Source organism: Sinomicrobium pectinilyticum (assembly GCF_003725735.1).
Classification (GTDB): Bacteria; Bacteroidota; Bacteroidia; order Flavobacteriales; family Flavobacteriaceae; genus Sinomicrobium; species Sinomicrobium pectinilyticum.
In genome coordinates this window covers 73,853-100,274 of record NZ_RJTM01000068.1, presented here as the reverse complement: position 1 = coordinate 100,274, position 26,422 = coordinate 73,853, and the positions used below count along the sequence as shown (strand labels likewise).

At 44.9% G+C, this 26,422-nt stretch carries 16 protein-coding genes; 2 read left to right on the top strand and 14 right to left on the bottom strand.

The annotated features are described in order from the left end of the window. Window positions 1–93: 93 nt before the first annotated feature. Both ED312_RS09615 and ED312_RS09610 read right to left on the bottom strand, forming a co-directional pair. Window positions 94–978 (bottom strand): FecR family protein, encoded by an 885-nt coding sequence (locus ED312_RS09615; protein ID WP_123215790.1) that lies wholly within the window; start codon window positions 976–978, stop codon window positions 94–96. A gap of 100 nt (window positions 979–1,078) precedes the next feature. Next, window positions 1,079–1,603 (bottom strand): RNA polymerase sigma factor, encoded by a 525-nt coding sequence (locus ED312_RS09610; RefSeq protein WP_170164483.1) that lies wholly within the window; start codon window positions 1,601–1,603, stop codon window positions 1,079–1,081. A 283-nt stretch (window positions 1,604–1,886) separates the two neighbouring features. On the opposite strand from ED312_RS09610, the gene trxA reads away from it, so the two are divergent. Beyond that, window positions 1,887–2,180, top strand: a complete 294-nt coding sequence (gene trxA, locus ED312_RS09605; protein ID WP_123215788.1) for a thioredoxin — start codon at window positions 1,887–1,889, stop codon at window positions 2,178–2,180. Window positions 2,181–2,336: 156 nt separating this feature from the next. Here trxA and ppk1 read toward each other — a convergent pair whose 3' ends face one another. Next, entirely contained in the window at window positions 2,337–4,358 is a 2,022-nt protein-coding gene (ppk1, locus tag ED312_RS09600) for a polyphosphate kinase 1 (RefSeq protein WP_123215821.1), read from the bottom strand. A 301-nt stretch (window positions 4,359–4,659) separates the two neighbouring features. Here ppk1 and ED312_RS09595 point away from each other — a divergent pair, with 301 nt between their 5' ends. Continuing rightward, window positions 4,660–5,370 carry a hypothetical protein gene (locus ED312_RS09595; protein WP_123215787.1) on the top strand — a complete coding sequence of 237 codons (711 nt, stop codon included), beginning with the start codon at window positions 4,660–4,662 and terminating at the stop codon, window positions 5,368–5,370. Between the two features lie 97 nt (window positions 5,371–5,467). Here ED312_RS09595 and ED312_RS09590 read toward each other — a convergent pair whose 3' ends face one another. The 11 genes from ED312_RS09590 to ED312_RS09540 form a co-directional block, all read right to left on the bottom strand. After that, window positions 5,468–7,357, bottom strand: coding sequence for a metallophosphoesterase (locus ED312_RS09590; RefSeq protein ID WP_170164482.1), 1,890 nt, complete (start codon window positions 7,355–7,357; stop codon window positions 5,468–5,470). 8 nt (window positions 7,358–7,365) lie between these two features. Further along, window positions 7,366–8,229 (bottom strand): glycerophosphodiester phosphodiesterase family protein, encoded by an 864-nt coding sequence (locus tag ED312_RS09585; RefSeq protein WP_123215785.1) that lies wholly within the window; start codon window positions 8,227–8,229, stop codon window positions 7,366–7,368. Further along, entirely contained in the window at window positions 8,226–9,791 is a 1,566-nt protein-coding gene (locus ED312_RS09580) for a hypothetical protein (RefSeq protein WP_123215784.1), read from the bottom strand. Before ED312_RS09580 ends, ED312_RS09585 begins: the two co-directional genes overlap by 4 nt. After that, window positions 9,788–11,200: a purple acid phosphatase family protein gene (locus ED312_RS09575; RefSeq protein ID WP_240643074.1), complete on the bottom strand. Its 1,413-nt coding sequence runs from the start codon at window positions 11,198–11,200 to the stop codon at window positions 9,788–9,790. The genes ED312_RS09580 and ED312_RS09575 overlap by 4 nt, the downstream gene beginning before the upstream one ends. A 17-nt stretch (window positions 11,201–11,217) precedes the next feature. After that, a complete protein-coding gene (locus tag ED312_RS09570) occupies window positions 11,218–12,705 on the bottom strand; it encodes a SusD/RagB family nutrient-binding outer membrane lipoprotein (RefSeq protein ID WP_123215783.1) in 1,488 nt (495 codons plus the stop codon). 11 nt (window positions 12,706–12,716) lie between these two features. Beyond that, window positions 12,717–16,202 carry a SusC/RagA family TonB-linked outer membrane protein gene (locus tag ED312_RS09565; protein WP_123215782.1) on the bottom strand — a complete coding sequence of 1,162 codons (3,486 nt, stop codon included), beginning with the start codon at window positions 16,200–16,202 and terminating at the stop codon, window positions 12,717–12,719. 152 nt (window positions 16,203–16,354) lie between these two features. Beyond that, the gene (locus tag ED312_RS09560) at window positions 16,355–17,353 is read right to left on the bottom strand and encodes a FecR family protein (RefSeq protein WP_170164481.1); all 999 of its coding nucleotides are present in this window, start codon (window positions 17,351–17,353) and stop codon (window positions 16,355–16,357) included. Between the two features lie 120 nt (window positions 17,354–17,473). Next, the gene (locus tag ED312_RS09555; RefSeq protein WP_123215780.1) at window positions 17,474–18,097 is read right to left on the bottom strand and encodes an RNA polymerase sigma factor; all 624 of its coding nucleotides are present in this window, start codon (window positions 18,095–18,097) and stop codon (window positions 17,474–17,476) included. A gap of 284 nt (window positions 18,098–18,381) precedes the next feature. Next, complete coding sequence (locus tag ED312_RS09550; protein WP_240643073.1) at window positions 18,382–22,407, bottom strand: hybrid sensor histidine kinase/response regulator transcription factor; 4,026 nt, start codon at window positions 22,405–22,407, stop codon at window positions 18,382–18,384. A gap of 13 nt (window positions 22,408–22,420) precedes the next feature. Beyond that, a complete protein-coding gene (locus ED312_RS09545) occupies window positions 22,421–23,566 on the bottom strand; it encodes an acyltransferase family protein (protein ID WP_123215779.1) in 1,146 nt (381 codons plus the stop codon). Window positions 23,567–24,050: 484 nt separating this feature from the next. Further along, window positions 24,051–26,372, bottom strand: coding sequence for a GH92 family glycosyl hydrolase (locus ED312_RS09540; protein ID WP_123215778.1), 2,322 nt, complete (start codon window positions 26,370–26,372; stop codon window positions 24,051–24,053). Window positions 26,373–26,422 lie beyond the last annotated feature (50 nt).

Genomic DNA, 26,422 nt, shown 5'->3' with positions numbered 1-26,422 from the left:
ATTTCTCATGGGAATTAGTTATGTTTGATTATTCTTTATTACTATGTAATTTCAGATACTCAGGAGGGAGATCGGGCCGGATCTTCCTCTTGTTCATTCGCAGGAACCGGAAACCAGCTGATACCGGTCCGTTCCTTTCTTTTCAAAATCTATGTTGTGAGAAAAACGGATAAGGCGAAACAATTGCGATATATCGTCTTCTATTTTAAAGGTCCCCGTTATCCGGCACTGTTGTATGCTATCCGCATCGTATAACAACTTTATATGATAGTAATTCTCGATCTTCACAAATAATTCTGACAACGGAGTATCCGAACATTCTATGGAGGAAGAAGTCCAGGCTATCGTCCCTTTTTTATGAAATTCCCGTATATATCCGCCGGCATCCGTAAAATCATAAACAAATTCGCGACCGGGCGATAACTGTTTTTGCGAACCGTTGGCCATACCTATCGTAACTTTGCCCGAATACAGGGACACCCTGACATCCGGGTTTTCCCTATAGGCATAGACATTAAAGCTGGTACCGAGTACCATAACAGCCAACGAGTCGGTCTCTACCCGAAACGGGTGCAGGCTGTCTTTGGTGATATCGAAAAATGCTTCTCCGAGGAGCTTTACCTTTCTCCTTTCGGAAGGATGATAGGACAATGTGGAAAACCGGTTCAGGATGATCTCCGAGCCATCTTCCAGTTTTATGTGTTTCGGCTTGTTCTCGTTATTGACAATAAGTACTTCTTCCTTCCCGGAAAAAGTGTACCACGACAGCCCCGCTGATAACATAATTACCACTACAGCTGCCGTGGTAAGGCGGTACATCCGCCATTTTTGTGCAGATATGGACAGAGAGATGCGTTTCCATACCCGGTTACCCAGGCCGCTTTCGTCCACCTTCGCATTTTCCGAAGCTTTCCATACCTCATCGATATGTTTGTGCAGGTCCGTTTCGGAGGTATAGGGATATTTTTTTTCTTCCATGCTTTAAAGAATGAATACATCCTATATTCGATCCTCAAAGTAGTTTTCCCTACGGGTTTACGGTTTATTAACCTTTTCTTTAAACAAAAAACAGCAGGGGTTACAGCACCCCGAGCTCCTTTTTCAGTATTTTATTGGCTTTGGAAATCTGATTCTCAACGGTTTTTACCGATATCTTCTTGTAGTCTGCTATTTCCGTCCGGGTAAGCCCCTCTATCTTGTACAGGGTAAAGATTTCTTTACACCTGCCAGGTAACTGCTCTATGGCATGAAGCAGTTTTTGCCGTTGTGCTTTAAAAATCTCCGCTTCTTCCCCGGTTTCAGGAAATTCCCGGCTTTCGGGAAGGGACAATTCATCGGCAGAAAGGAGATGTTTTTTCTTTTTAAGCGTATCGAGTATGAAGAACCGGGCAATACGGACCAATTGAGCCTCAACGGTCACCGAATCGGAAAGCCGGTCCCGGGTGTTATAGAACTTCAGAAAAATATCGTGCACCAGATCCTCGGCTTCCACGGGTGCCCTGGTAAAATGAAGGGCTAAAAAGTAAATCCGTTGATAATATTTCCGGTAGATGCGTTCTAATGCCTTTTTATCTCCTTTTTTGAAATCCGAAAGTAAAGACATATACAACGACATTTAAAATTCAATTTCAAATTTATGCCTGTTTATACCTTCCGGTGTTTGCAGGAATATTAAATAACTTTAAAGTTATTGTTAGAACCTGGAGTTATGTCTATAAATGTAGGTTTTTACCTGTTTTTCAGGGAAGATTTGAAAACAGGTATCCTCCGGCTTATGTAACACTAGTCACCATATACCTTCAGAAATTTGCAGAAATTTGTTTGGATAAAGGGAAATACCGAAAAAATTCAGTAATTTAAAGTAACATTAACCCATAGCATGTAATATGAAATTCTATGAAATCATAAACCAGGACAAACCTGTGCTGGTCGACTTTTTTGCCGAATGGTGCGGCCCCTGCAAAATGCAGTCTCCCGCTCTCCATGAACTCAAGGAACGTATCGGCGATATGGCAAGTATCCTTAAAATAGATGTAGATAAAAACCCGCAGGTTGCCGGGCAATATCAGGTACGCAGTGTTCCCACCCTTATAATTTTCAAAAAAGGGGAAATAAAGTGGCGGGAATCGGGTGTATTTCCTGCAAACGAACTGGAGCGGTTGATAAAGGAAAACCTGTAATATCTCACTACCCTATTTTATCGCTGCTTTACTTACTAAGTGTCCCGATAATTATCGGGATTGCCCCGAGGTAGTTGACTTTACAATCTCATTAACCTTCTCCTTTTCGAGGGAAATCGAACTATTACAGCAGGCAGCATTAATATTAAACCATGTTCAGGTGGATTGTATCATGGTGGTTTCCTCCTGGGAATTTATGGCTTTCTCCCCGTCCCTGACATATAAATTACTCTGGTCTTTGTCGATCACCCTCGCCTTTACATTGTCCGACAATTGCATTTCTATAAACTTTACCAGGTAATTTCTGAGCTCCCTGTCCAGCACAGGTATAATAACTTCAATACGATGGTCCAGGTTCCGTGTCATCCAGTCCGCAGAACCGATATAAATCCTGCTTTGTTCCCCATGCCCGAAGCAATAAATTCTGGAATGTTCCAGGAACCTGCCCACTATACTGATTACTCTTATGTTTTCACTTTGTCCTTTGATTCCCGGTACCAAACAACATATTCCCCTTATAATGAGCACGACCTCCACTCCGCTGTTGCTTGCCCTGTACAAGGCTTCAATCATATCAGGATCCTGCAAACTGTTCATTTTTAAAAAAATATATCCCTTTTTATCTTTCCGGGCTTTTTCTATTTCCCCTGCTATCAGTTTCATGAATTTTACACGGGAATTGAAAGGGGAAACCAGGGCATGTTTTACCCGGGGGATAATCAGGTCTCTCGCCAGCACCCGAAAAACATCGTCTATTTCATCCGTAATTGTGCCATTTGCGGTAATGATCCCCAGATCTCCGTAAATACCGGAATTCTTTTCGTTGAAATTACCAGTCGCTACATAACCGTATTTTTTTATCCGGCCCGAATCATCCTTCTTCCGGATCAATAAAATTTTGGAATGTACTTTGATCCCCGGAAAACTGTAAACCACCCTGGCCCCCATCTCTTCAAAGGTCCTGCCCCAGAGTATATTGAATTCTTCATCGAAACGGGCCTGCGCTTCTATGAAAAGAAACACATTTTTTTTGCGCTCACAACACTTCGCCAGGGCATGCAGAAGCCTGGATTCTTTACCCACCCGGTAAAGGGAAATCTTAATGTCCGTCACTTTTTCATCGGAAGCAGCCTCTTCGATCAACCTGACCAAAACATCAAAAGAATGGTACGGGAAATGCAGCAACCGGTCTTTTTCTTCGATAGCTTTGAAAATGTTCTTTTCGTTTCCCCATATGGGATTTTTTCGTTCCAAAGCATCATATTGAAGTAACTTGTCCGAAGGTCCCGGAAAACCGAAAAAATCCTTGAAATTGTGATAAGTCCCTCCCATTACCAGATCGACGTCATGAATCCCCAGAGCTGCTTTCAGTTTTGCTTTGAGATACCCGGGAATGGACTTATCGACCAGTAACCGGGTAGCCTGTCCCGTTTTTCTTTTATCCAGCGCATTGTATATCGCATCCACCAGGGTGCCCGAATACTCATCTTCCAGGTACAATTCCGCATCCCTGGTCAGTTTGAGGGCATACATGTTCCTGATATCTTTTTTACACATTTTATCCAGGTTATCCCTGAGAATATCATCTATAAAAGTGACGAAAAACTTTCCGTCATCCGAAGGCAATACCACAAACCTGTCCACCTCCTCGGGAAACCGGACCAATGCAGGTGCAGTCTCCTCTTCAAACGCTACAACCATGGCCATGGCTTCACTTTCAAGGGCTATTGCATTCATAGACATATCATCATCAAGATAACGGATGTCCAGCCTGTTTGCAAACGTCTTAAAACAGGCCAAAGAAAACGCTTTCTGTTCCTTGTTGAATTCACTCCGGGTAATGATATGGATATTGTTTTGTTTTAACTCAGGGACAATCTGGTCCCGGTAAATCTCCCCGAACCACTCCTGTTGTTTCTCTACCCGGTGTTTTATTTCTTTGATCAGTTTATTGGGTTTAGAGATCAGTTTTTTTCTAAAATCCTTATCCAGTTTTTTCAATTGCCTGATGGCCGATACACGGACTTTAAAAAACTCATCGAGATTGGAAGAAAAAATGGCGAGGAATTTTATACGTTCATACAACGGGTTCCCGGTATCTGCAGCTTCCTGCAATACACGGTGATTAAATTGCAACCAACTGAGATCGCGGTTATAGAACTCGGGTTCGTTCAACATATACCTGATTAGATCGGAGAAAGATAGATAACAGTTTTCTTTCGTTCTTAAACTTAAAGTTAATTTTCCCCTGAAAACCGGATTAAAAATATGGTATTCAGCCCGAAAAATTGTAACGCTCATTTCCACATGAAGTATACGATGTTTTTCTGATATCCGAAACTGCCGTATGCTGTTGTATTTTAATTTGTTAACTTGCACTTTACAATAATTTTCAGGTTAAGGTCTATCTTAGTAAGCAATTAAGGGCAATACCCGATCGGTTTTGGTATAAACCCGGCTATCTCAAAAATGTACGGATATGAAAAAAAGAAAAATAATTTATTTGTTTGTTCTTCTGCTCTATACGGTCCTTATAAGCGCCGCCTTCAGTCTTACCCGGAATACACCATCTTTGCCAGGAGAAATCCAATCGGAAGAACAGTGGTTTTTTAAGGCTATATCAGGATACCCTGTCTCCGTTACTTTTGAACCAGTAGTATTGTTTGAAAACGGAGAATACCTGGAGGTAGGGATAACTCCCACAGCATCCCTGAATATCGAAAAATCTAAAATGGAAAGACCAAAAGCCTGGGGAACATGGAAAAAGGAAAATAATACGTTTTACCTGACCAATTATAAAGGAAAGACCTATGACTACAGACTGGGTTCCGGCAACTGGTTTCCCGCATTTCCGTACAACCACGATATACAACTGGCAAGGTCATATAAAAACACAAGCTCTACAGATGTAGGATCGGCAACCACCCTGGCCATCTCAAAAATTTCCTTTATCGATAATCAGCATTTCGTGGAAGGGAACAATATCGGGACTATTGCGCCGGCGTCGGCAGCATGGAAAAAGAATAAGCATACGGGGACATATACCATTCAAGGCCATACGCTTATCTTAAGCTTTGCCGACGGAAGACAGGAAGAACGTTCTTTTGCTCTGGGGGCATCGGGAAATCCTGCCAAACCGGATACAAAAATGATTTTTATCGGCGGAGATGCTTACCTGGCTGAAAAATAACCGGTAACCATCTTTTCGAAAAACTCTTACCTCCTATAGAGATACCTGGTCCTGCCGGACAATCTACAGCAACCGGTATCATATTTTGATAAAGGTCCTACTCTGTTTCCTCTATAAAAAAGTCTGAAGTAAGAAAAGGAATTTTATTTCCATCATTATCCAGATAGCCGGCCGTAAGAATTTCTTTGGAATAGCTTTCGAAATACCGGATAATTATCCGGTGATATCCTTTCTCCAGGAAGATAGCTCCCGATGTTTCCAGGTAAGCATGGTCTCCGTCATTATCCACGACAAGCTCATCATCTATGTAAAGTCGTGACCCATCGTCCGACCCGGTATAGAATTTATACAGCCGGGATTCTTCTGCCTTAATAAAACCTTCGTATTTAACTGCCCAATAATCTTTGCGCGGGCGTAGTTGCTGCAGCTCAATACCGGATACCCTTCCGGTTCTTAGTGCCGGGATCTGTGAAAAATCGGGCATTTGTTTCCAGTTGCCTTCGTAATATGAATATCGTATCCCGGAGTTTAACTTTTCAGATAAGGGTTTCACAGGCTGCTTTCGCCTGGCTTTTATAAATTTCTTTTTCGCTACCCGTCCGGAAATTCCTTCCGGTGAACAGGTAACAGCCCGGAGTTCCGTATCCTCATCCAACCGTATGGGCTTTCTGTATTTTATACCATTTAAGGTATCCGGTACCGTACCATCGAGGGTATAATATACCTGAAAACGATTATCCACAGGTTTCAGGCTTACCGAAACAGTATCTTCAAACACAAAAAAACCGGATATGATTTCCGGTGCCGGTGGCGGGATTATCCTGTTTTTCTTTGGCTTGGTGTACACGTTACTGTCAAATACATTACGGTTTTCGTCTATGGCCTTAAAAACGATGGTACTGTCATGTACGGCAAATGTGCAATAATGATGGACAGATTGTTGTTCGAGACTGAACCAGGTACGGGTGGGGGCAAAATGCTCCAGGTTTCCCCCTCCGCCCCCGGAATTGATATACACCACACCGTTTTTTTCGTTCACCCTCCCCCCGGTTATGGGCCAGGTCCGCTCATACATATGTACATGACCAAAAACACAAAAATCCACTCCGCTGCGTTCATAAAGCGGTACAAGGTCACGGACCTCCTCGGAACCGTTAGCGGACAATTCTTTATAGGTATCCCCGTTGTCATTTTCTTCGGAAGTATAGGGCGGATGATGATGTACGACAACCTTCCACAATGCCCGGGAGTTGTATAGCTCTTTTTCCAGCCAGTTGTATTGTATGCTGCCCTCGGAGACATCCCGGTTGGTATCGAGTACGAAGAATTGCATGTTCCCGTATGTAAAAGTATAATAATATTCCGGGGCGGGATGTACGAAATAGCGATAGTAATCCGGCGCGTCATGCTCATGATTACCCAAGGCCGTGAACATAGGTATCCGGGAGAGCAATTGCCGGGCAGGAAGAAAGAATTCCCCGGTCCAGTCTTCCTTGCTGTCGCCGTCACTCACCAGATCACCTACGTGAAGTACAAAATTGGGACGGTCTTCCCAGATCAGCTCTGCTATGCGCTCCCAGGCATCTTCATCTTTTCCTTTTTGAGTGTCACCCACCAGGGCAAACATAAAAGCCGAATCCGAACTTTCCGAAATCCCGGTTTTAAAGGAAAAGACCTTACTGTGAACAAGGGTATCTTTCCCGGCCATACTGACCACTCTCCAGAAATAATTGATTTCGGGTTTCAGGTCTTTCAGAACGACCTCGTGCATCGTACCCAGACTATCCGAAATCACTGAGATCGAAGTATTGGCCGCTTCCGAATCGGGAAGTGCTTCGCCATACCACACTTCCGAGGTTGCCGGTATCCGCGTCTCCCACAACACATGCATACGGTCCGTTGCTCCCTGCTGTATGTATGGAAATACCTGAAAGTGTTCTTCCTGGCTCCACAACACATTGAAGACCAGGATAAAAAATATACTCATATAGTTTTTCATCGGTGTTTGTTCTTTTGACGCAGGTACTGTAACAATAATACCGGGGCATCCGTCTGTATAATATTTACTTTCTTTTCGACCAGGGAATCATATGCTTGAACATCCTCCAGGGCTGCCTCATCGATATCACCCAGGGCATTGGCAAAAACGGGAAGCCCGTAATCCTGCTGCACGGTTTCTATAAAACTGACTTCCCTGTCTACGGCAGAATTTCCGAGGTGAACTATATCCGGAAGCAAAGCTCCCAGGTATTTTTTTGCCTTGTCATCATTATGCACTTTGGTCATTCTCAATACACCGGGCAATAATCGCTCTACCCGCCGAATTTTGTCATACTCACTATCGTAGAAGAACACCGAGTTTACGGCATCACATTTTTTCACGACTGCCGCCACCTTTTTCAGATTGCGGATATTCACTTTCAGGTCGATATCAAAAACTATTTTATCCTTTCCGAGATTAAGCGCTTCTTCCAGAGTGGGAATGCGGTGCCGGGTTACTTTTCCCCGATCATCCCTGAGCCGAAATGTCCTGAGTTTGGAAAGACGGATCTTTTTGACCTTCCCGGAACCGGTAGAAATATGATCGACCGTTTCATTGTGCATCAATACCGGGATACCGTCTTTGCTTACCCTCACATCGATCTCCACAATATCCACTCCGTGCGCTATGGCATCGGTAATCGCGGCAAGGGAATTTTCCGGATACCGGGTATGCATGGCACGATGTGCCGCGACCAGGATCACCTCATCTCCCGGATCGGTCAGGTGTTTCTTTACATAGGTAAAATCTGTCGGGGTCTGCTGTGCTATTACAAACAGCGGAAGCATCCACAGGATAATCAATATGCCTTTTTTCATTTCCGTGTTCCTTTTACAATCTCTGAAAAATGTCTATATAATAACGGCGCTGTTTCAGACCCGAGTGCGTTTTCTTCCCCGTAAGGAGATTTACGGTCGTTATACAGATAAGGGGGGTGTTCATCCCATTCGCTTTTGGGTATGATGTATCCTATAAAATCATTGGACAGCCCCACTACAAATTTATATTCATCATCCATCAGATTTCTTAAAGGAGGTGTTTGCGATGGCCGGGAAATACCGAAATCATTCCCTTCCGGGGCTTCCACACCCCCGTTGACCATCTCCGGGTAGATCTCCCCGGGCACAAAGAGAAAACCGGCCGGGCCGAATTGCCAGTACGCGATTTCGGAGCGCATTTCAAAAAGTCCGGAAAATCCCCGGTTGATCAGGCCCGTTGCTCCTGCCAGTTGAAAGTTCCGATTGGCTACCGGAAGGGTGACAGACCTGGAAATCAGGCGTTGTGAGGCTTCTTCCAGATGTTTTGTCCGTCCCGTATCCCGTAACAATCTCAAAGCATGCAGGGCTATCCTTTCCCCCTGTGCCTTTGCCTTATCGAACGAAGCCTTTTTGTAAATTGTATCTCCGGCAATCCCCGGAATTCCGAATCTAGGAGAAGTGTGTATCAGGCCGCCTATGGCTCCGTTGATATACATAGCAATACCTCCTGTTCCGGTCTCGGCAAGACTGTCTTTTATATATACTCCGGTCTCTATGCCCTGACGTATGTAATGAGGGAAATCCGAGGTAATACGGGTATTGCGGTTCCAGAGGGTTTCCGGATGGTTAGCCCAGGCAATAACAGTCCCCAGCGTAGTACTATCCTTTTGCCGTTTCCATTGCATCAAACGCAGCCCGTTGTCAGACACCCGTGGCTTACGGGAATCGTCAACGAGATACCCGAGAATATCCGTAGTATCCTGTGCAAAAGTCATCCAGGCCTCTTCCTGCTTATTGGCAGCTTCGACAAGCGCTGCTGCAGCACCGGATATCACCTTTTGCTCATAGTCCTTGTCTACTCCAGAGAAATAGGCGGATTTTCCCCACAACCCGATAAGGTCGGGGGCTTCATGGGTATGGGTGCTTATTACAGCCACATAATCCAGGTGGATTGTTTCTGCTACTTTCTTCCGTACGGCAACAACCTGGTCATTAAACAACCCGATAGCATCGAGTACGACCAGGCCGATCTGCTTTCCGCCGGAACTTAACACCACAGCCCTTGCCCATAAGGTATCATGAATGGCCGTGGCAGGCCGATTGTGGTGAAAACCGGCCATGTATACGGCATCGAACTTTCCGTTATTATTGCCATCTTCAAACTTCTCTCCCTGTCCGGGTTCATAGATTCCGTTCCCGTTAAGGTCTTTCCAGGTATCGGGCACTGCGGGATTTATTTCCTTTTTGGCAAATCCTGCAAGAACAGGTGAGCCCCCGGTTTCCCATTTTTTATCGTAAGTGTAGCCGGGATTCCTGTCCCTCATATGATACCAGGCTATGACCCCACCAATAAAAACAGATAAAAGAAGCAGCGATACCAGGTATTTCAATAATTTCCTCATTCGGAAATAAAATCTTTTTTCATTCGCTCCGGAGTGTCCGGTATTTTATTGATCAGTTGTTTTTTACCGTTGCGTTTAACCAGTTCAAAGGCGTCATAGACTTTTCCCAAAGGAGTATAGGAAGTATAGGAAAGCCTATCCCCGTCTACCGTAATAATCTGGAACAGCTGGGTGTACTCTCCTCTTCTCTGCATCCAGTCGGCTTTTTCCGAATCGTACATTTTGGGCCCGCTCACCGATACGGCATAGATCGTTCCGGTGTCGTCCGTTGCTGTGATCCCGCTTCCCAGGTTTTTAACTTCTCCACGGGCATAGGTATGATCATGCCCCGTAAGCACCAGGTCTACCTTATGCTTGTCTATAATGGGTTTTAGTACTGTTTTCAGGTTTAAATTGTCTTCTCCCCGTTTTTTGGCTACTGACAAAACGGGATAGTGCAAGAATATGACCGACCATTTTTTCGGGTTGTTGGTCAGTATGGAATCCAGCCATTGCCCCTGTGCCTTCCTGGAATGTTCCTTATCGTCAAAAGACACGGCATCTATGGAGATGATCCGGGTATTCTGGTAATCGACATAATAACAGGTTTCCCTTATTTCATCGAGCGGGCCATTCTGCGGCAGGTTGAACTGGGGGCGCCACAGCGAACTCAGTACTTCTTTCCGGTATTCGTGGTTGCCGGGGGTCATGATCCCCGGTATGGTAGCATGAATAAAACTGCCTGCATAAAACCATTCGCCCCACTCCAGGTTACTGTCCCGGTCATTGACCAGGTCACCCGCGTGCAACATAAAATTCACCTTCGGAAATTTGGCGTAAGAACTCCGGATAACCCTGCTCCACATGGATTTCAATTCGTTCTGGGCATCGCCGAAATAGATAAAACCAAAGGCGTCATTGTCCCGGTCCGAGGCCGTGGTAGTCTGAAACCATTCACTCCACAACCTGTCATCATCTCCTCCGTAACCTACGCGGTAGACATATGTAGTAGCTGGGTTCAGGTCATCTATTACCGCACTGTGATAATTGGCTTTAACCAAAGGTTCCTTATGTTTTTCATTCTTGTTTTCGAAAACCTCGGTTTCTGCTCTTACGGTTCTCACTCCGTCGAGTGAAAATTCGGGCCCGTCGGTGGCCACAGCTATCTGTACAAACCCACTGTCTGTCTGCTGATCGGTACGCCAGTTCACCGCTATGGACGATTCCGGATGTTCCGTAAGGTTAAGAATAATCCTGTCAGGCACCTTGCTGGGAAAGATAAGCTTATGGCTCCATACGGTATCCTGGGCACTGTACGGGGTATGGTCATGCCCGGAGTGGACATGGTCATGTGAATTTTTTGTTTTACTATCGGAACAACCTGTCAAAAAAACAATAAGCATTCCGAAAAAGATATAGGATATTTTCATTTTGAAGTGTATTTGTTTTATTTCAATAGCCACATTTTTTCATAATTACTATCATCGGACCAGCCCTGGTTCTCAATAGCCTGCTCATAATTTTCTGCATTATAGCTGGCTTCATCAGCAGGATAGGGCATCCGGTATGGTATTTCGTCACGGATGGAAAGGTCCCCGAAAGGAAAAACGGGATACCCGGTCCGCCTGTGATCAAACCAGGTCTCCGACCCGCCCACAAACAGCATACTCACCCATTTTTGAGCGAGAATCTGCTCCAGGGTTCCGTCGTAAGCCACAAGAGACTGGGTGTAGTAACCGGTTGCTTCAGCTTCTGCCTCCACCCGGTATTGCGACATGGAGGTACGGATCCCTTCGAGGTAGAGTTCCCCGGCCGGGGTTCCGCCATAATTGAGTTTGTGTACCTCCACCAGTTCGGTAAGGATAAAATAGGTTTCGCAGGCCGGAAAGATCACGGCATTAAACAAGGGATTGCTGTCATCGTGAAATACACTGCTGAACTCAGAATAGTTGCTGGACTCGTAATTGAGATGATTGGTAGTCCCGTTGTAGTTTGTAGCACCGAAAATCGCCAGGGGCAATCCCACGTATTCGTTATTGTCTACGGTCCCGGCATCCGGATTGGCTACAGGCCGCACCCAGACCGGCAACCTGGGGTCATTTCTTTCGAGCAGGAAATCCACAAATATCTTACTGGGCCTCCTGTCATAAAAATCCCCGTCATAGGACCCCAGAGGAGAAGAGTCGGTCTTTCTTACACCGAGATACGGCAAAAAAGCATTGTCCTCATTAGATAAAATGAGCGGATACCTGTCGTTATTGTTAAGTATCATCTGCATGGTATCAAGGGCTTCTTCATTCTTCTGGGAAATCCGCAACAGGTAACGAAGATGCAGTGAATTGGCCAGTTTTCTCCACTTGAGCACATCTCCTTCGAACATCGGGTCGAAAGCAGCGTAAAGCGATAAACGTCCGTCTTCCTGCAGGAGAGCATTGGCCCTGTCAAAATATCCGAGTATGGTATTGTATACATCTTCCTGCCTACTATATGCGGAAGTATAATTTTCCCCGGGAGCCCCGAAGGCATTTTCAAAAGGTACATCTCCGTAGGTATCGGTAAGTATACCGAACAAATATCCTTTCATAATAAGCCCTATGGCTTCGAGATGGGTGTCCTCTTCTGCCCTTGCCTGTTGTAAAAGGTCCTCGTTGTTGATCAGGTTATTAAACGCAAACCCCCAGCTTTCGGCATCCCACCGATAGGTATCGTCTCCATTATGAATAACCCGGGTAACATATCGCGAAGGGATTCCCATGACCCCACCCACATTCTCTTCGGTAAGGTTATAGGCCGTATTTACGATAACCGAACTCATTAAATAGGCAGCATCTACATTTACCGGATCATTCGGATTGGTATTGATCTCTTCGAAATTATCGGTACATCTGCACATCCCCAACAGGACTATGACCAGAAATAAACTCTTTTTCAGCATGGTTGGACAATTTAGAAATTAGCACTTAATTTGATTCCTATACTTCGGGTAGCCGGTAATTGCCAGGCAGACACTCCCTGGGTAATGCCCAGAGGGCCGGCAGAAGAAAGGTAATTCTGGGTTTCGGGATCGTAACCTTTATCGTAATCTCCGGTCACAAAACCATCGCGGTTATGTTTGGTCTTGTAGGCAAACCAGCTGATAAGATCATTGCCTATAAGATCGACAGAAAGATTATCGGCCCACCGGATATTCCTGAACGTATATCCGAAACTGAGTTCCCGAAGTTTTATATAAGTGGCGGTTGACATATGGAATTCCTCGTAATCCCAGTATTCCCCGTAATAATACGGAGCCGGAAGCGCCACATCATTTTCCCGGTACGTGCCGTCTTCGTTCAGGATAACACCCGGGATTACGGCACCGTCGGTACGTGGCATCCCGGCGTATTCGAAGCTAAGCCCTCCGCTCTGCGGATCGCGGTAAGCAGTAGTAAACCCTATACGTCCGTCGGACATCAGGTTTTTGGCCGTGTAGTTATAAAATTCTCCTCCCTGGCTCCAATCGACAGTAAAGGCAAGCCTGAAGTTTTTGTAGTTAAAGATGTTGGTCATCCCCATCGTAAAATCAGGGGTACTGTTCCCGGTTTTCACCCAACTGTTATCCCTTACGAACATACCGTCTTCCAGGATATATCGTCCTTTATCCGGGCCGGATGCTACCCTTAACGGAGTACGCTGGTCGTAAAAATCACCTATGGCCCCGTTCACATACAAACGCTGGTAAATACCGGTTGCAGATCCCAGCTGTATGCTTTCCATATCGCCGTACAGGGCATTGACCTTGTTTTCATTTTTACTGAAATTGGCAGAAAGGTCCCAGGAGAAATCAGAACTTTTTACAGGCGCGGCATTCAGTGTGATTTCTATACCCTGGTTCTGTATTTCACCGGCATTAATTACCTTGGAGGTCCCCCCGGAACTCTGGGCAATCGGAAGACTTATGATCTGGTTGAACGTCTTGTTGCGATACAAGGCCACGTCCAGTCCTAAGCGGTTTTGCAACCACCGCAGGTCGAAACCGAGTTCTATCACCCTTGTTTTTTCCGGTTTTAAATGGTTATTCTTCAGTGTCTGATTGTTCTGTGCAAGCTTCAGGTCTCCCCAATCGTCAAATCCATACGTATTGGTCAACTGGTAAGGAGAGGTGTCGTTCCCTACCTCAGACCAGCTCATCCGGAATCTTCCGAAGGAAAACACGCGGGAATTCAAATGGAAAGCCTCCGAAAAAATAAAACTCAGAGAGGCGGATGGATAAAAATAAGAATTGTTTTGAGGGGGAAGCGTACTGGACCAGTCGTTCCGGGCCGACAGGTCGAGAAACAGGAAGTCCCCATAGGCGAGTTGCATAAGCCCGTACACACTGTTAATACGCTTGCGGCTATGCCCGTCACTGTTCTCTACCGATCCGGCAGCAGCGTTGGAAATGTTATAGAACTGCGGGATCTCCAACTGACCGGAAAATGCCCGGGTATAATACTGCTTCTGGTCCATCCGGTTAGCACCTGCCGATATACTGGCATCAAAATCCCCTTCTATTTCAGGGGTATAGGTGAACAATGCATCGAGATTGGTCTCGGTAAATCCCATGACCTTATTGCCATAAGCCCCATTGGGAAATTCCAGGCTGCTGAAAGCCCTTTTTGTGACCCGCTGTTCCTGGTAGGTATCTATCCCCGAGCGGAATTGCAGGTTCATGGTCTCATTGATCTTGTAATTCAACTGTAATTTTCCGAATAACCTGTTCCTATGGAATTGATTTCGTTGTTCAAAAGCGGTAAAATACGGGTTGTCACCGCCGTCCAGCGTTTTCTGCTGTAATCCTTCCAGCCCTTCTTCCCAATACGATTTATAATCCTTGATATTGGTATTTGGCGTCAGGCGGTAAATTACTTCGGTAGCGTTGTCACTCTCCCCGGATTTACCCTGTGTGGGCCTGTTGTCACTGTCTGCAATACTAAAATTGGCCATCGCAGAAACACTGAGGTCGTCAGATATTTTATAGATAGAATTCAGGTTAAAACCGTTTTTCTTGTAGTTGGTCCCCGGAACAATGCCCTCATTCTGCAGATTGGTGTAAGAAAGCCTGAAACTACCTTTATCGTAATTCCCGGTCACCGATATATTATTGGTAAGGGTATATCCCAGGTCGAAAAAGTCTTTGTACCTGTCGGGATATGCCCTGAGTTCCGCAACGGTGGTTTTCCCTCCCGGAAGGGTTTGTACTGCCTGTACTCCCGGTTCGATACGCGGCCCCCAGGTAGCCGTTCCCGTAGCTACGGGAATACCATTCTCATCTACGGCAAGAATGTCCGAGCCCGCTGCAAATTCATTCTGAAAATCGGGATACAGCCAGGCCTTATCGATTTTTACGGCCGAATTATAACTTATTCCCAGTCCTTTTTTTCCGTTCCTGCCCTTTTTGGTTGTGATCAGGATGACCCCGTTGGCCGCACGCGAACCGTAAAGTGCGGCTGCCGCTCCTTTCAGTACCGTAATCTCGGCAATATCATCGGGACTGATATCCATGGAAGTGTTTCCATAGTCCACATACCCTTCTCCCGACGACTCTGCATTCTGGTTATTGGAGTTTACCGGAATTCCGTCTATTACAAATAAGGGCTGATTATCCCCGTTTATGGAAGAGGCACCTCTGATGGTTATGAGGGAAGACGAACCCGGATCGGAACTCACATTGCGAATCTGTACCCCGGCTACCTTACCTGCAAGTGCATTGGTGATATTCATCCTTTTGCTCTCGTTCACAGATATCCCGCTTACTTCACCAACGGCATATCCCAGGCTCTTTTCTTCGCGCGAGATCCCCAATGCGGTAACCACCACTTCTTTCAGTTCTTCGTTAACCGGGACAAGCATAATTTCAAGATCGCTAACAGGTGAGGATACGGTAATTTCCCGGGTTTCATACCCAAGGTAGGCAATACGGATTTTTACCGGAAAATTATCTGCCTGCAAAGAAAATTCCCCGTTAAAACCGGAAGTCGTTCCCGAGCCTGTTTCGGGAACACTAATGGTGGCCCCCATCAGTGGTTCGTCAATCCCGCTGTCGTAAACCTTTCCTTCTATTGTCTGTTCCTGATCTTTATAAATGATGATATTTTCTCCGTGCAGCCGGAAATGGAGCCCGGTCCCCCTCAGCACATCTTTGAGTATTTTCTGAGCTGACGTATTTATTGCCTTGTAAGAGATCTTTTTATCCTGACGAATATCGGCGTCATTAAAGGTGATTCCCAGGTTGCTCTTCTCTCCTATGGCTTCGAGAGCTTCTGCGAGGTGAATTTCCAGGAAGGAGACCGAAATTTTAATTTTATCGAGGTCGGACTGCCTGTTTTCTGCCTTCACGGAAAAACCTGCGCTCAGCCAGAATATGCCCATAAAAAGTATTCCGGCACGAAAGCGCATTATTATTTTTTTCATAATTTTGATGAAATTTTCTGTATTATTTGTTTCTTTTTAGGAATAAGTAATCCTTTGTAGAAAACTTCTCAGCGAAAGTGCTGGTACCACTTTCGCTGTTTTTCTACAGGACTCTTCGTGTGCTACTCTGGTAGGTTTATTTCATATATATTTTATTTAGAGGTTATTATTATTTTGTCTCCTTTGCGGGTATATGCTATTTTGTGGGTAAGACTCAATATTTCCAGGACTTCTTCCAGTCCTGTTCCGGGCTTAATTATCGAGGTCAGGGTCATATTGCCATTTACGGCGTGTTGCCCTCTTTTTTCCAGTATGATATCCCTGCCATACCATCGCTGAAGGTCTTTGGCTACCATATTCAAAGGTGTTTTATGAAAGCGAAGTTCCCCGCTCTTCCAAGAAGCGACTGAAGCTATATCTTGTATTCTACTCCTGGCGAAGTTGTTTTCGATACTGTCGGAAATGGTAATACGTTCGCCGGGAATCAATACCGCATATTCTTTCAGGACATCGGGTTGTTTTTCCCCTACCGCTATACTGCCTTCCACAAGGGTTACCATATCATTGTGTTCCCCCGGGTAAGATCTTACCGTGAACACGGTCCCCAATACTTTGGTATAATGTTCGTTAAAATTCACAACAAAAGGTCTGTGCGGGTTTTTGGTAACTTCAAAGAGAGCTTCTCCATTAACCTTTACTTCTCTGTAGTCCCCGCTAAAAGACTCCGGGTAAGTAATGGACGATACACAATTAAGCCACACTACGGTACTGTCCGGTAAAATCACTTCTCTCTGCTCCCCGGCTCCTGTGCTAACTACAAGCTGTTTCCCGGGTACCGGGTAGAACAACTGCATTAAAAAATACCCCGTAATCCCCAGCAATGCGATTACGGAAGCGGCCACACCCCATATTCTCCTCCTGTCCGTATCCCGTTTTTTACGTATCCTCTTATTGATGCTTTTATAGCGCCGGTCGGCTTCCGGCACCGGGTTCACTCTTTTTCCCGCACAGGCATCCCATTCGGCACTGAGGTAGTCATCCAGCAGAACATTATCCTTGTTTAATATACACTCTTCGACAAACTGTTTTTCTTCGGAAGTGCATTGTCCTGAAAAATATTTTTGCAATATGCCGTCTCTATCTGGTTTCAACTTCGGGGTTTTCTTATAAATACAACAAAACATCAGGAGAGGTCTATTCCGTTTCCGGATTTTTTTATTTTTCAGTATAAAAAAACCTTAGTCCGGGTATAGATCCGGTTCCATACCGGTTTAAAATCCTTTAAAAACCGTAAATAAGGATGCTAAAGACAACAGGAGGGAGAATACCACATCCATTTCCGGATGATGGTTAAAATAACTTTTTATAAGCTTTAATGACTTGATGATCTGCAAGCGGACGGTATTCCGTGAAATACCGAGGTCTTCTGCTATTTCTTCATAAGATTTGCCTTCAAGCCTGCTCTTTTCAAAAACAATACGGCAGCGTTCCGGGAGTTCTGCAATAGCCTTATCCAGCATAGCAGTATATTGTTGCCAGATCATGGTCTCTTCCGGACATATATGAGTTGCCAAAGTACTTATAGTTTCCGGAGCAAGTTGTTGTTTTGCCTTGTGAGACTTTAAATAATTGATTATGGTATTTTTTGCGATTTTAAAAAGAAGGAAAGAAAAGTCCCTGGATTCATCGATCTGATGACGGTAATTCCACACCTTCACGAAAACATCCTGCAGAATTTCCTCACTGGCTTCACGGTTACGGAGTATCTTCTGGTTGTAACGATATAACCTGTCCTGATACCGGTAAAAAAGTTCCCGAAAGGCATGCTCTCCCTCATTCTGCTTAATCAGGATCAATAATGATGTTTCATCCGCTTCCTTGTAGTTTCTTTTCATTGAGGTATGAAAAAATTGAACAACAAGTTTAGTGAATGTATAAAAATACCGTATTACAAAAAGGTTAAGCTAGAATTAAGATATATACATGGAAAACAAATGAACTGCGCCGGGGTACAAGAACAGTTCCAACTGTAGCCGATGGGAAGCCCCTCATCAATACGTGAACACGGCTGATTCAAAAGACAAGTATAGACGCTTACGGCCATGTCCGTCTCACACCTTTCAAAACCACCCGTTTTTCACATTTTTCTGCTTAACCCGGGCCAATTCAAAAGATCGCCCTACCCCAATAAATTACTTGGAGGAAAGCCGAATTGTTTCTTAAAGCACCTGCTAAAATACAGTGGGTCATTAAATCCTACCATAAATGTTACTTCAGACACATTATACTTTTTGGTTTTGAGGAGTTGTGCCGATTTTTTCAAGCGTACGGTCCGGATGTATTCATTTGGAGCCAGATCGGTCAATTCCTTGAGTTTTCTGTACAATTTTGAAGAACTCATTCCGGTTTCCCTGCAAACCAGTGCTGTGGAAAGCTCCGGGTTATTGATATTGTCTTCAATAAACCCGGAAAGCTTTTTTATAAATTCCACATCTACCGGGGAATGTGCCAGATCAGAGGCTTCCCCTTCTATTTCCCGGGAAAATTTCGCCTTTAAATCGGACCGTGTGCGGATGATATTCTCCATTCGCGTTTTCAGCAGATACGGATCGAGCGGTTTTGACAAATAGGCATCTGCCCCGGCAGCGTAACCTTTTATCTTATCATCATTCTCAGACAGCGCTGTAAGCAGGATAACAGGAATATGGCTAATGGCCTCACTTTTTTTCAGGATCTCACAGAATTCATAACCATTCATTCCGGGCATCATCACATCGGTAATACACAACACAGGCTTGATCTGTTTACACAACTGCAGTCCTTTTTCCCCGTTTTCCGCCTGGTATACTTTATAATGACCGGAAAGGAAATTTGCCAGGTAATTCCTGAGATCGGTATTATCTTCGACCAGCAGTATCCTGTCTTTTATGGTTACGGAACCTTTGGCTTTTAAAGGTTTGGGTTGGTAGTTATCTACCGTTTCTTCCGGGTTTTCCGGAACCTCGGCAATTTCCTCTTTATTGAACATGTCCCGGTTTATGGGAAGCTCTATGGTAAATACACTACCCTTTTGCGGTTCGCTGGTAACAATAATACTGCCTTTATGCAATTTTACCAACGATTTCACCAAAGCCAGACCTATACCAGACCCGGTATTGTTTTCCTTGCTGTTTGACGCCTGATAGAACCTGGAAAATATTTTCTTGTGACTTTGTTCCGGGATACCAATACCGTCGTCCCCTACTTCTATAACAAGCCGGTCATTCTGTGGATCCGAACATCCCAGGAATACATCCACATTTCCGTATGCGGGAGTAAATTTTATGGCATTGGATAACAGGTTATAGAGAATTTTGTCGTATTTATCCCGGTCAATCCATCCGGTTATCCTTTCCTGTTCACAATTAAAATGCAATTGCACTCCTTTATCTTCTGCCAGTTCTTTAAAGGAATGAAAGGACTTTAAAGTGTGCTTTCGTATATCGGTTTCGGATACCTTTAATTCCAGTTTTCCTTTTTCGGCTTTTCTGAAATCGAGTATCTGATTGACCAGTATCAGTAATCGATTTGCATTTTGATAGATCAGTCCGAATTTTTCCGTCTGTTGTTCGTTATACTGGTCCCGCCCCTCTACCAGAAGCTGTTTAGCCGACCCCAGGATGAGGGTTAACGGAGTGCGCAATTCATGGGAGAGGTTGGTGAAAAAGCGGATCTTTTCGTTATTCAGTTTTTCATCGCGTTCCCGTTCTACCTTTTCGACCAGCAATTCTTTTTTTAGTCTCAGGCGGTTCTTTATTTCGCGACGCACAAAATAAAAAAGAAGGGATCCTGTGAACAGGATCAGTAAAATCATTTTGTAGGTTAACCAGAACGGAGGCAGGACCCTTATTTTATAGACCTCTTCACCACTCCATATACCGCTGCTGTTTGCGGCTTTTACCTTAAACAGATATTCTCCGAACGGCAGGTTTGTATACTGGACAGTCCTGGCGTTGCTGTTGGTCGGTATCCACTTGTCGTCAAAGCCTTCCAGTGTATATTCGAATCTGTTGAGCTTCGGATCGGTAAAAGAAGGCGAAGCAAATTCAATCGAAAAATTGCGGTCATCATAAGTCAGGGTAGCTGCCTTGTTGTAATTGATATCCCGGGTAAAAACAGTCTGGTCGTTAACACTGTCTCCGGGCCGTATTTCCTTGCTTTGTACCTTAAATTCCGTAATTATGGGCGAAGGTGCCCAGGTATTGGTCCTGATACGATCGGGGGAAAAGTAAATTACTCCCTTTTTTCCGGCTACATAGATCCTGGAGTCATTAAAGTTATAAAAGCCGCTGGAACTGAATACATCCAGCCTGTTACCGCTTTTTACCCTGTAAATATCCAGTTCACCCCGGTCCGGATGAAACCGGGCCAGGCCGTTATTGTTCAGGTTCAGCCAGAAGTTATTGCCTACATTCAGAATATCGGTGATCCAGGTACCGGCCAGCTCATGCAATTCGTCGACCGTATTAAAACTGTCGGTTTCTGCATTGTATACTGCCAGTCCTTTCCTGGTGGCGGCCCATATGCGCTGCTTGTGGTCTATTAAGATCCCGCTCACATTTTCATCCGGGATCCCCGGATTATCGTTTGATGTGTAGGTCTTTAACCTGTGGGCCCCGGTATCGAACCTGAGCACTCCGTTCTCCGTGGCAAACCAGATGTTCCCCGAGGTAGCGATCGCAATCTGGTTGATCTCTATTCCTCTCGGAAAGTCATCACCGAGGGGAGTACTTTTGCGGGTATCCGTGTCAAAATAAACCGCTCCTTCACCGAAAGAGCCTATAATAAGCGTATGGAGGTCTATACTTGCAAATGCCGTAACGGGGGTATTGTTAAAACCGATATCCAGAACTCGTGATTTTTTAGTGTGATAGTCATATACAAGGAGCCTGCCATCCCAGAGCCCGCAGTAAAAACGGGTCCCGTCGTTTGAAAATATACTGGCAATGTCATACCGTTGTTGCCCGGGAAGTGGTGAAAACTTTCCTTCCTGTCCGACAAACAAACCGTTATGGCGGGTAGCAACAATGACCTTTCCGTCTGCGGTTTTGGAAAATCCCCTGATCCAGGGAGCCTGGTTATCGAGGTACCTGGAAATATCCTTGTTGAGTTTGAACTGGTTGTCGTACGGGTTGTATTTATCCAGGCCGTCTTCCGTGCCTATCCAGAGCACGCCGGATCTGTCAAAATACAGGGCATATACCAGATTGTCTACAAGAGAAGAATTGTCGGAAAGCACCGGATAATGCCACTGGTAATTTCCTTTTTCAATGTCTTCCAGATCATGGCATACCAGCAATCCTCCCAGCGTCCCGACCCAGTATTCCCCGTCGGGAGACCTGGCTACCGATAAAAAATGGGGGCCCAGTTTTTCCCTGCGCGTTACATCCTCAATATGCAGGTTTACAAATTTGTCGTTCTCCCGGTCCAGCTTATAGAGCCCTTGGCGGGTTCCCGCGAATATATCAGACTTGTGGTCTTCATAGATAAAGTTTATATAGGGGTTCTTCTCGTCAGAACCGGGGATATGGAGGGTGTATTGTTTTGTATTCTTTATGGTGCCGTCACTGTTTAAATTCACTTTTGTTATTCCGCTTTCCTGGTATGACCCTATCCAGACAGCCCCGGAACTATCTTCTATGATGGACTTCACATATGTAACTCCCTTGATATCGATTTTGGTAAACCGCCCGGAGCTTTTGTCCATCAGGAATACTCCCTTATTTTTTGTGCCCACCCATATCCGGTCAAAACGGTCTGCGAGTAAAGAGCGGATCTCATTATCGGACAGGCTGTGCATGTTCCCTTCTTCGGGTAAGAAAGTGGTAAACTTATGCCTGTCCAGTTCAAACCGTACCAGGCCGTTTCGTGTACCGATCCACAAAATATTATTGTCCAGGACCAAAGCCGTGATATCATCGTTAGTCAGTTTGTACGGCTTTTTTGCACTGCTGGAATAAATGTCGAATTCGTAACCGTCGAACCGGTTTAATCCCCCGAAAGTGCCCAGCCATAGAAATCCCTTTTTATCCTGGACAATATGCCTGACGGAATTATGGGACAGGCCGTCATAATCGTTATAATGCTCAAAGGTTATATTCTGGGCACTTATAAGATTGATCGTGAAAAAGATCACTGTTATGACCAATACGGGCTTACTCATCATACCGACATCACACTTATATCTTAATATATATCCGTTTTTTATCAAGCCACCAGCCCAGTGACCAGCATAGCAGGACAAAGGCCAGTGCGGTTGCCAGGGCACCTGGCGGACCCGGAAGGACACGTTGAAAAACGCGTTCGCTGACCCATTCAAAAATGTCCAGGCCCGAACCGGTGGGGATCATTCTCAGTATTACATAAAAAAGTTCTGAAAACAGGTATATAAAAAGCGGGTTTTTACCAAAAATATCAAAAAACTTTATTCCGACCTTTATCTTCCGTATTTCAATAACATATATCAGGACCGCCATGATCGAAAGGTCAAGGCCTACAGTGCATAATACAAACGGGCCGGTCCACAATTTTTTGGATATCGGAAAGATCAGGTCCCACCAAAGGCCCAGGCAAACCAGCAAAAATCCGGCCATTAACAGTTTGGCAATGCCTTCATAGGATTTACCCTTCTTCTGAATAAAAGTTCCGGCGATATATCCTCCGATAACGTTTACTATGGCGGGTAAGGTACTCAAAATACCTTCCGGGTCAAAGGGAATGCTGTCTTTCCTGTAAATATGCCCGGTCCCCAGAACCGACAGGTCCAGGCGGGTAACGGCATTGCCTGCCATCGTCAATTCGGCCCCCGGCTGGCCGAAAAGATACAGTATGCCCCAATAGCCCGTGAGAATTCCCGCCGAAATGATCAGGGCCGTTTTTTCGGACCAATAATAAAATATAACTGCAGCAAAAAAATAGCAGAGGGCAATGCGTTGAAGCACGCCCATTATACGTGTTTCGGCTAATGGTTTTAATGTCCAGTGCCCCTGTGTATCGATATTGAAGAAGGGAAACCAGTACATAAGGTATCCCAGTAAAAAGATAATGAGCGTCCGCCTTATTATTTTTTTCCAGACCGTTCCTGCCGGAAGGTGTTTTATTTTTCTCATGGAAAAGCTCATGGCGTTGCCCACGGCAAACAGGAATGACGGAAAAACCAGGTCCGCCAGGGTAAAACCGAACCATGGCGCATGTACCAGGTAAGTGTATATTCCGGCTCCTGTTCCCGGGGTGTTTACAATAATCATCAGGGCTATGGTCAGCCCCCTGAATACATCCAGTGACAGAAAGCGTCCGGGTTTTGGCTGGAATATTTTTTCTTTCATAGAACAACTCCGGATTTTTGGTTTTTAAAAATTAGTACTGATGTATTAAATTTATATCTAAGAAAATCTGCTTTGTGTCCTCTGTGCCTGCTTTGATCCCGTTGTGGTAAAAAAAATTCCGGGAGATTAATGATCCACAAATGAACACAAAATTTTGCATAAAGTTCTCAAAGAAATAAAAAGTCCGACTAAACCTATGGGTTTAAAATCCAAAGGTTTGCAGCAGGATCAGAGTCTGTTTGGTCACGGATACACGAATCATTTTAAAAAACTGTTCATATATCCGTTGTTACAAATACGCTAATGTTTTTTAATTATGATGTACCGGTTACCTTTTGTCATTCGACACCGGTCCATTTTTTTGGACTTCCTCCCGGGAGGACTGTTTGTCGGGCAAAAATGTCTCTCCCTACGGGAATCAAGGGGAATTCCCCCTCTGCCTTTACTCCTATTCCGCTCAGCAACCACGATATCTCTGTTGTCTTTAGTTTTTATCTTTATGACTTTTTCCCGACATCTGCAGTTGCAGAACTCCTCCTTTTATAATATCCTCATGTTTGATTTTAAAGGATTTGACAGGCGAGTTATTTAATTGAACTTCATTTACAAATACATTGTCCGTGCCGTTATTTACGGTTTTGATCTCAAAAATCCTTCCCGGATAGTAATCTTTATTAAGATGAATGGTAATCCTGTCAAATACCGGGCTTCCTATCTGGTATTCGGGATTGTTTTCCGTACCTCCGTTCATCTGGAACAGGCCGATCTTCATCAATACGGCCAGGCTTCCCATCAACCCCTGGTCTTCGTCGCCTTTATACCCTTCCGAAGGTGTCAGATCGGAAAAAACCCGTTCCACAACCTGTCGGGACCAGTACTGTGTTAAATCCGGATGATCTAACTGATTGAATATAAATGCTGTTTGAATAGAAGGCTGGTTTCCGTAATTGACAGGGATTCTGCTGTATTCGGGATGCAGTTCGGCTTCGTGGGAATTCCCGGAGGTGAACCCCAGTTCCCGGGCAGACCGGAACTGATCGAGCAGTTTTTCCGTCGCTTTTTCCTTTCCGCCCATAAGGGTTGCCAGTCCCCCGATGTCGTGAGGCACAAACCATGTAGACTGTGCGGCATTGGATTCTACAAAACCATTTTCGTACTGGTACGGGTCAAAATCGTTTTTCCACCGGCCGTTAACATTCTTCGGAGCCATCCAGCCCACTTTTTCATTAAAGACATTTTTGTAATTTGCCGCTCTTTTCATGAAATATGCATAGTCTTCCTTGTATTTTATTTTCTTTGCCAATTGAGCTAAAGCCCAGTCCTGATAAGCGTATTCCAGTGTTTGACCGGAACCGTCCTGATGCCCACCGAACCCCATACCTTCCGGAAGCGGATAGGGAATATATCCGTTTTTGATATAATAATTTAAACCTCCGCCGATATGGGTATGGTGCTCATATCCTGCCTTTTCCATAATCCCTCCCGGCATGTGGTTTTTTTTAAGGGCTTTATAAATTATTTCGAGACTGTCTTTTACAATTCCCTTCTGGATGGCACTGACCATGAAGGGTGTAGTTGAAGCCCCTGTCATAACAAAAGTGTAGTTGCCTCCGGAAGGTCCCCTGGGGATCATTCCTCCGTCTTTGTAATACTGCATCAAAGAGTATGTAAATTCATGCATAATCTCCGGATAAGCGAGCCCCCATAAGGTATTTATGGTCCATTGGGCTCCCCAGAATGAATCGGAATTATAGTGGTTGAATTCCGGCGTACCGTCGGCTCGTAGCGGCAATCGCCCTATCCTGAACTGTTTTCCGGTGTTATCGGGATATTCCCCGTTGACATCGTTAATGATCCTCCGGCCCTGCAGGGCATGCCAGAGGTCCGTATAAAATCGCCTTTGAGCCTTTTCAGTACCACCTTCAACTTTGATCCGTCCCAATAATTCATTCCATTCGTCTCCGGAATCTTCGATCACCCGGTTAAAATCCCAGTGCGGTAATTCTTTTTGTATGTTATTGGCCGCATTTTCCGCCGATGTGTAGGAAATGCCGGCTTTCATAAGAACAGCTTCATCAGAAGTATCCAGGGCTACCAAATAGTTTCCTGTCCCCGGATCGCGTTCAACAGTTGTTATTGAAACATTAAACCGAACTTTAAAATATACGGTCAGGGGTTTGGGACGCCTGGTTGTAGGGGCTGCTACAAGTTTACCGGATAATTCGTTACTCCCCGTTTTTTCCAGTATGCCCCCGGTATTTTCACAGGAGCCCAAAACGGTATTTAAATTAAAAAGTACATGGCCTTTTTTATTTCCCGGGAACCGGTATTTATGAAACCCCACTCGCTTTGTACTGGTGAGTTCTGCTTTTATCCCATATCTATCGAGCTCTACCGAATGATAGCCCGGCCTTACGGACTCCTTTTCATGGCTGAATTTCGAATAAAAATCTGTATATATCCCGTTTTTACTTCCGGAAATGATCACCGGCATTACGGAAAGCCCGGATAATTGCCAGGCATGTATATGGCTAAAGCCTTTTATGGTATCTGTTTTATACCGGTATCCGCTTCCCCACGCTCCGTTAATCTGTGTATCCGGGCTCAAATTTACCATACCGAACGGCCTGCTTGCCGACGAAAAGAAAAACCATCTCGAATTTTCGGTATCGAGAAGCGGATATACTTTGTCTACCAATTGTTCTTTCCGGGCGGATATCTCCTGCTTAACCGTGCATGATACCAGGGAAAAAAGAAGGATGCATATTCTTATCAGGTTATTTATGCGGGGGCTTTTTGACTTCATCTATTCTTTATCTAAAGCAATTTTCATTGTTATAAAACCAATTTGTTTCA

What these genes read in the sequence shown, in the direction of transcription:
- ED312_RS09610 (WP_170164483.1), bottom strand. Translation starts at nt 1,603, where the DNA reads ATGTCTTTACTTTCGGATTTCAAAAAAGGAGATAAAAAGGCATTAGAA.
- ED312_RS09585 (WP_123215785.1), bottom strand. Translation starts at nt 8,229, where the DNA reads ATGAAAAAAGGCATATTGATTATCCTGTGGATGCTTCCGCTGTTTGTA.
- ED312_RS09615 (WP_123215790.1), bottom strand. Translation starts at nt 978, where the DNA reads ATGGAAGAAAAAAAATATCCCTATACCTCCGAAACGGACCTGCACAAA.
- trxA (WP_123215788.1), top strand. Translation starts at nt 1,887, where the DNA reads ATGAAATTCTATGAAATCATAAACCAGGACAAACCTGTGCTGGTCGAC.
- ED312_RS09580 (WP_123215784.1), bottom strand. Translation starts at nt 9,791, where the DNA reads ATGAGGAAATTATTGAAATACCTGGTATCGCTGCTTCTTTTATCTGTT.
- ED312_RS09570 (WP_123215783.1), bottom strand. Translation starts at nt 12,705, where the DNA reads ATGCTGAAAAAGAGTTTATTTCTGGTCATAGTCCTGTTGGGGATGTGC.
- ED312_RS09540 (WP_123215778.1), bottom strand. Translation starts at nt 26,372, where the DNA reads ATGAAGTCAAAAAGCCCCCGCATAAATAACCTGATAAGAATATGCATC.
- ED312_RS09565 (WP_123215782.1), bottom strand. Translation starts at nt 16,202, where the DNA reads ATGAAAAAAATAATAATGCGCTTTCGTGCCGGAATACTTTTTATGGGC.
- ED312_RS09590 (WP_170164482.1), bottom strand. Translation starts at nt 7,357, where the DNA reads ATGAGTATATTTTTTATCCTGGTCTTCAATGTGTTGTGGAGCCAGGAA.
- ED312_RS09555 (WP_123215780.1), bottom strand. Translation starts at nt 18,097, where the DNA reads ATGAAAAGAAACTACAAGGAAGCGGATGAAACATCATTATTGATCCTG.
- ED312_RS09545 (WP_123215779.1), bottom strand. Translation starts at nt 23,566, where the DNA reads ATGAAAGAAAAAATATTCCAGCCAAAACCCGGACGCTTTCTGTCACTG.
- ED312_RS09575 (WP_240643074.1), bottom strand. Translation starts at nt 11,200, where the DNA reads ATGAAAATATCCTATATCTTTTTCGGAATGCTTATTGTTTTTTTGACA.
- ppk1 (WP_123215821.1), bottom strand. Translation starts at nt 4,358, where the DNA reads ATGTTGAACGAACCCGAGTTCTATAACCGCGATCTCAGTTGGTTGCAA.
- ED312_RS09550 (WP_240643073.1), bottom strand. Translation starts at nt 22,407, where the DNA reads ATGATGAGTAAGCCCGTATTGGTCATAACAGTGATCTTTTTCACGATC.
- ED312_RS09595 (WP_123215787.1), top strand. Translation starts at nt 4,660, where the DNA reads ATGAAAAAAAGAAAAATAATTTATTTGTTTGTTCTTCTGCTCTATACG.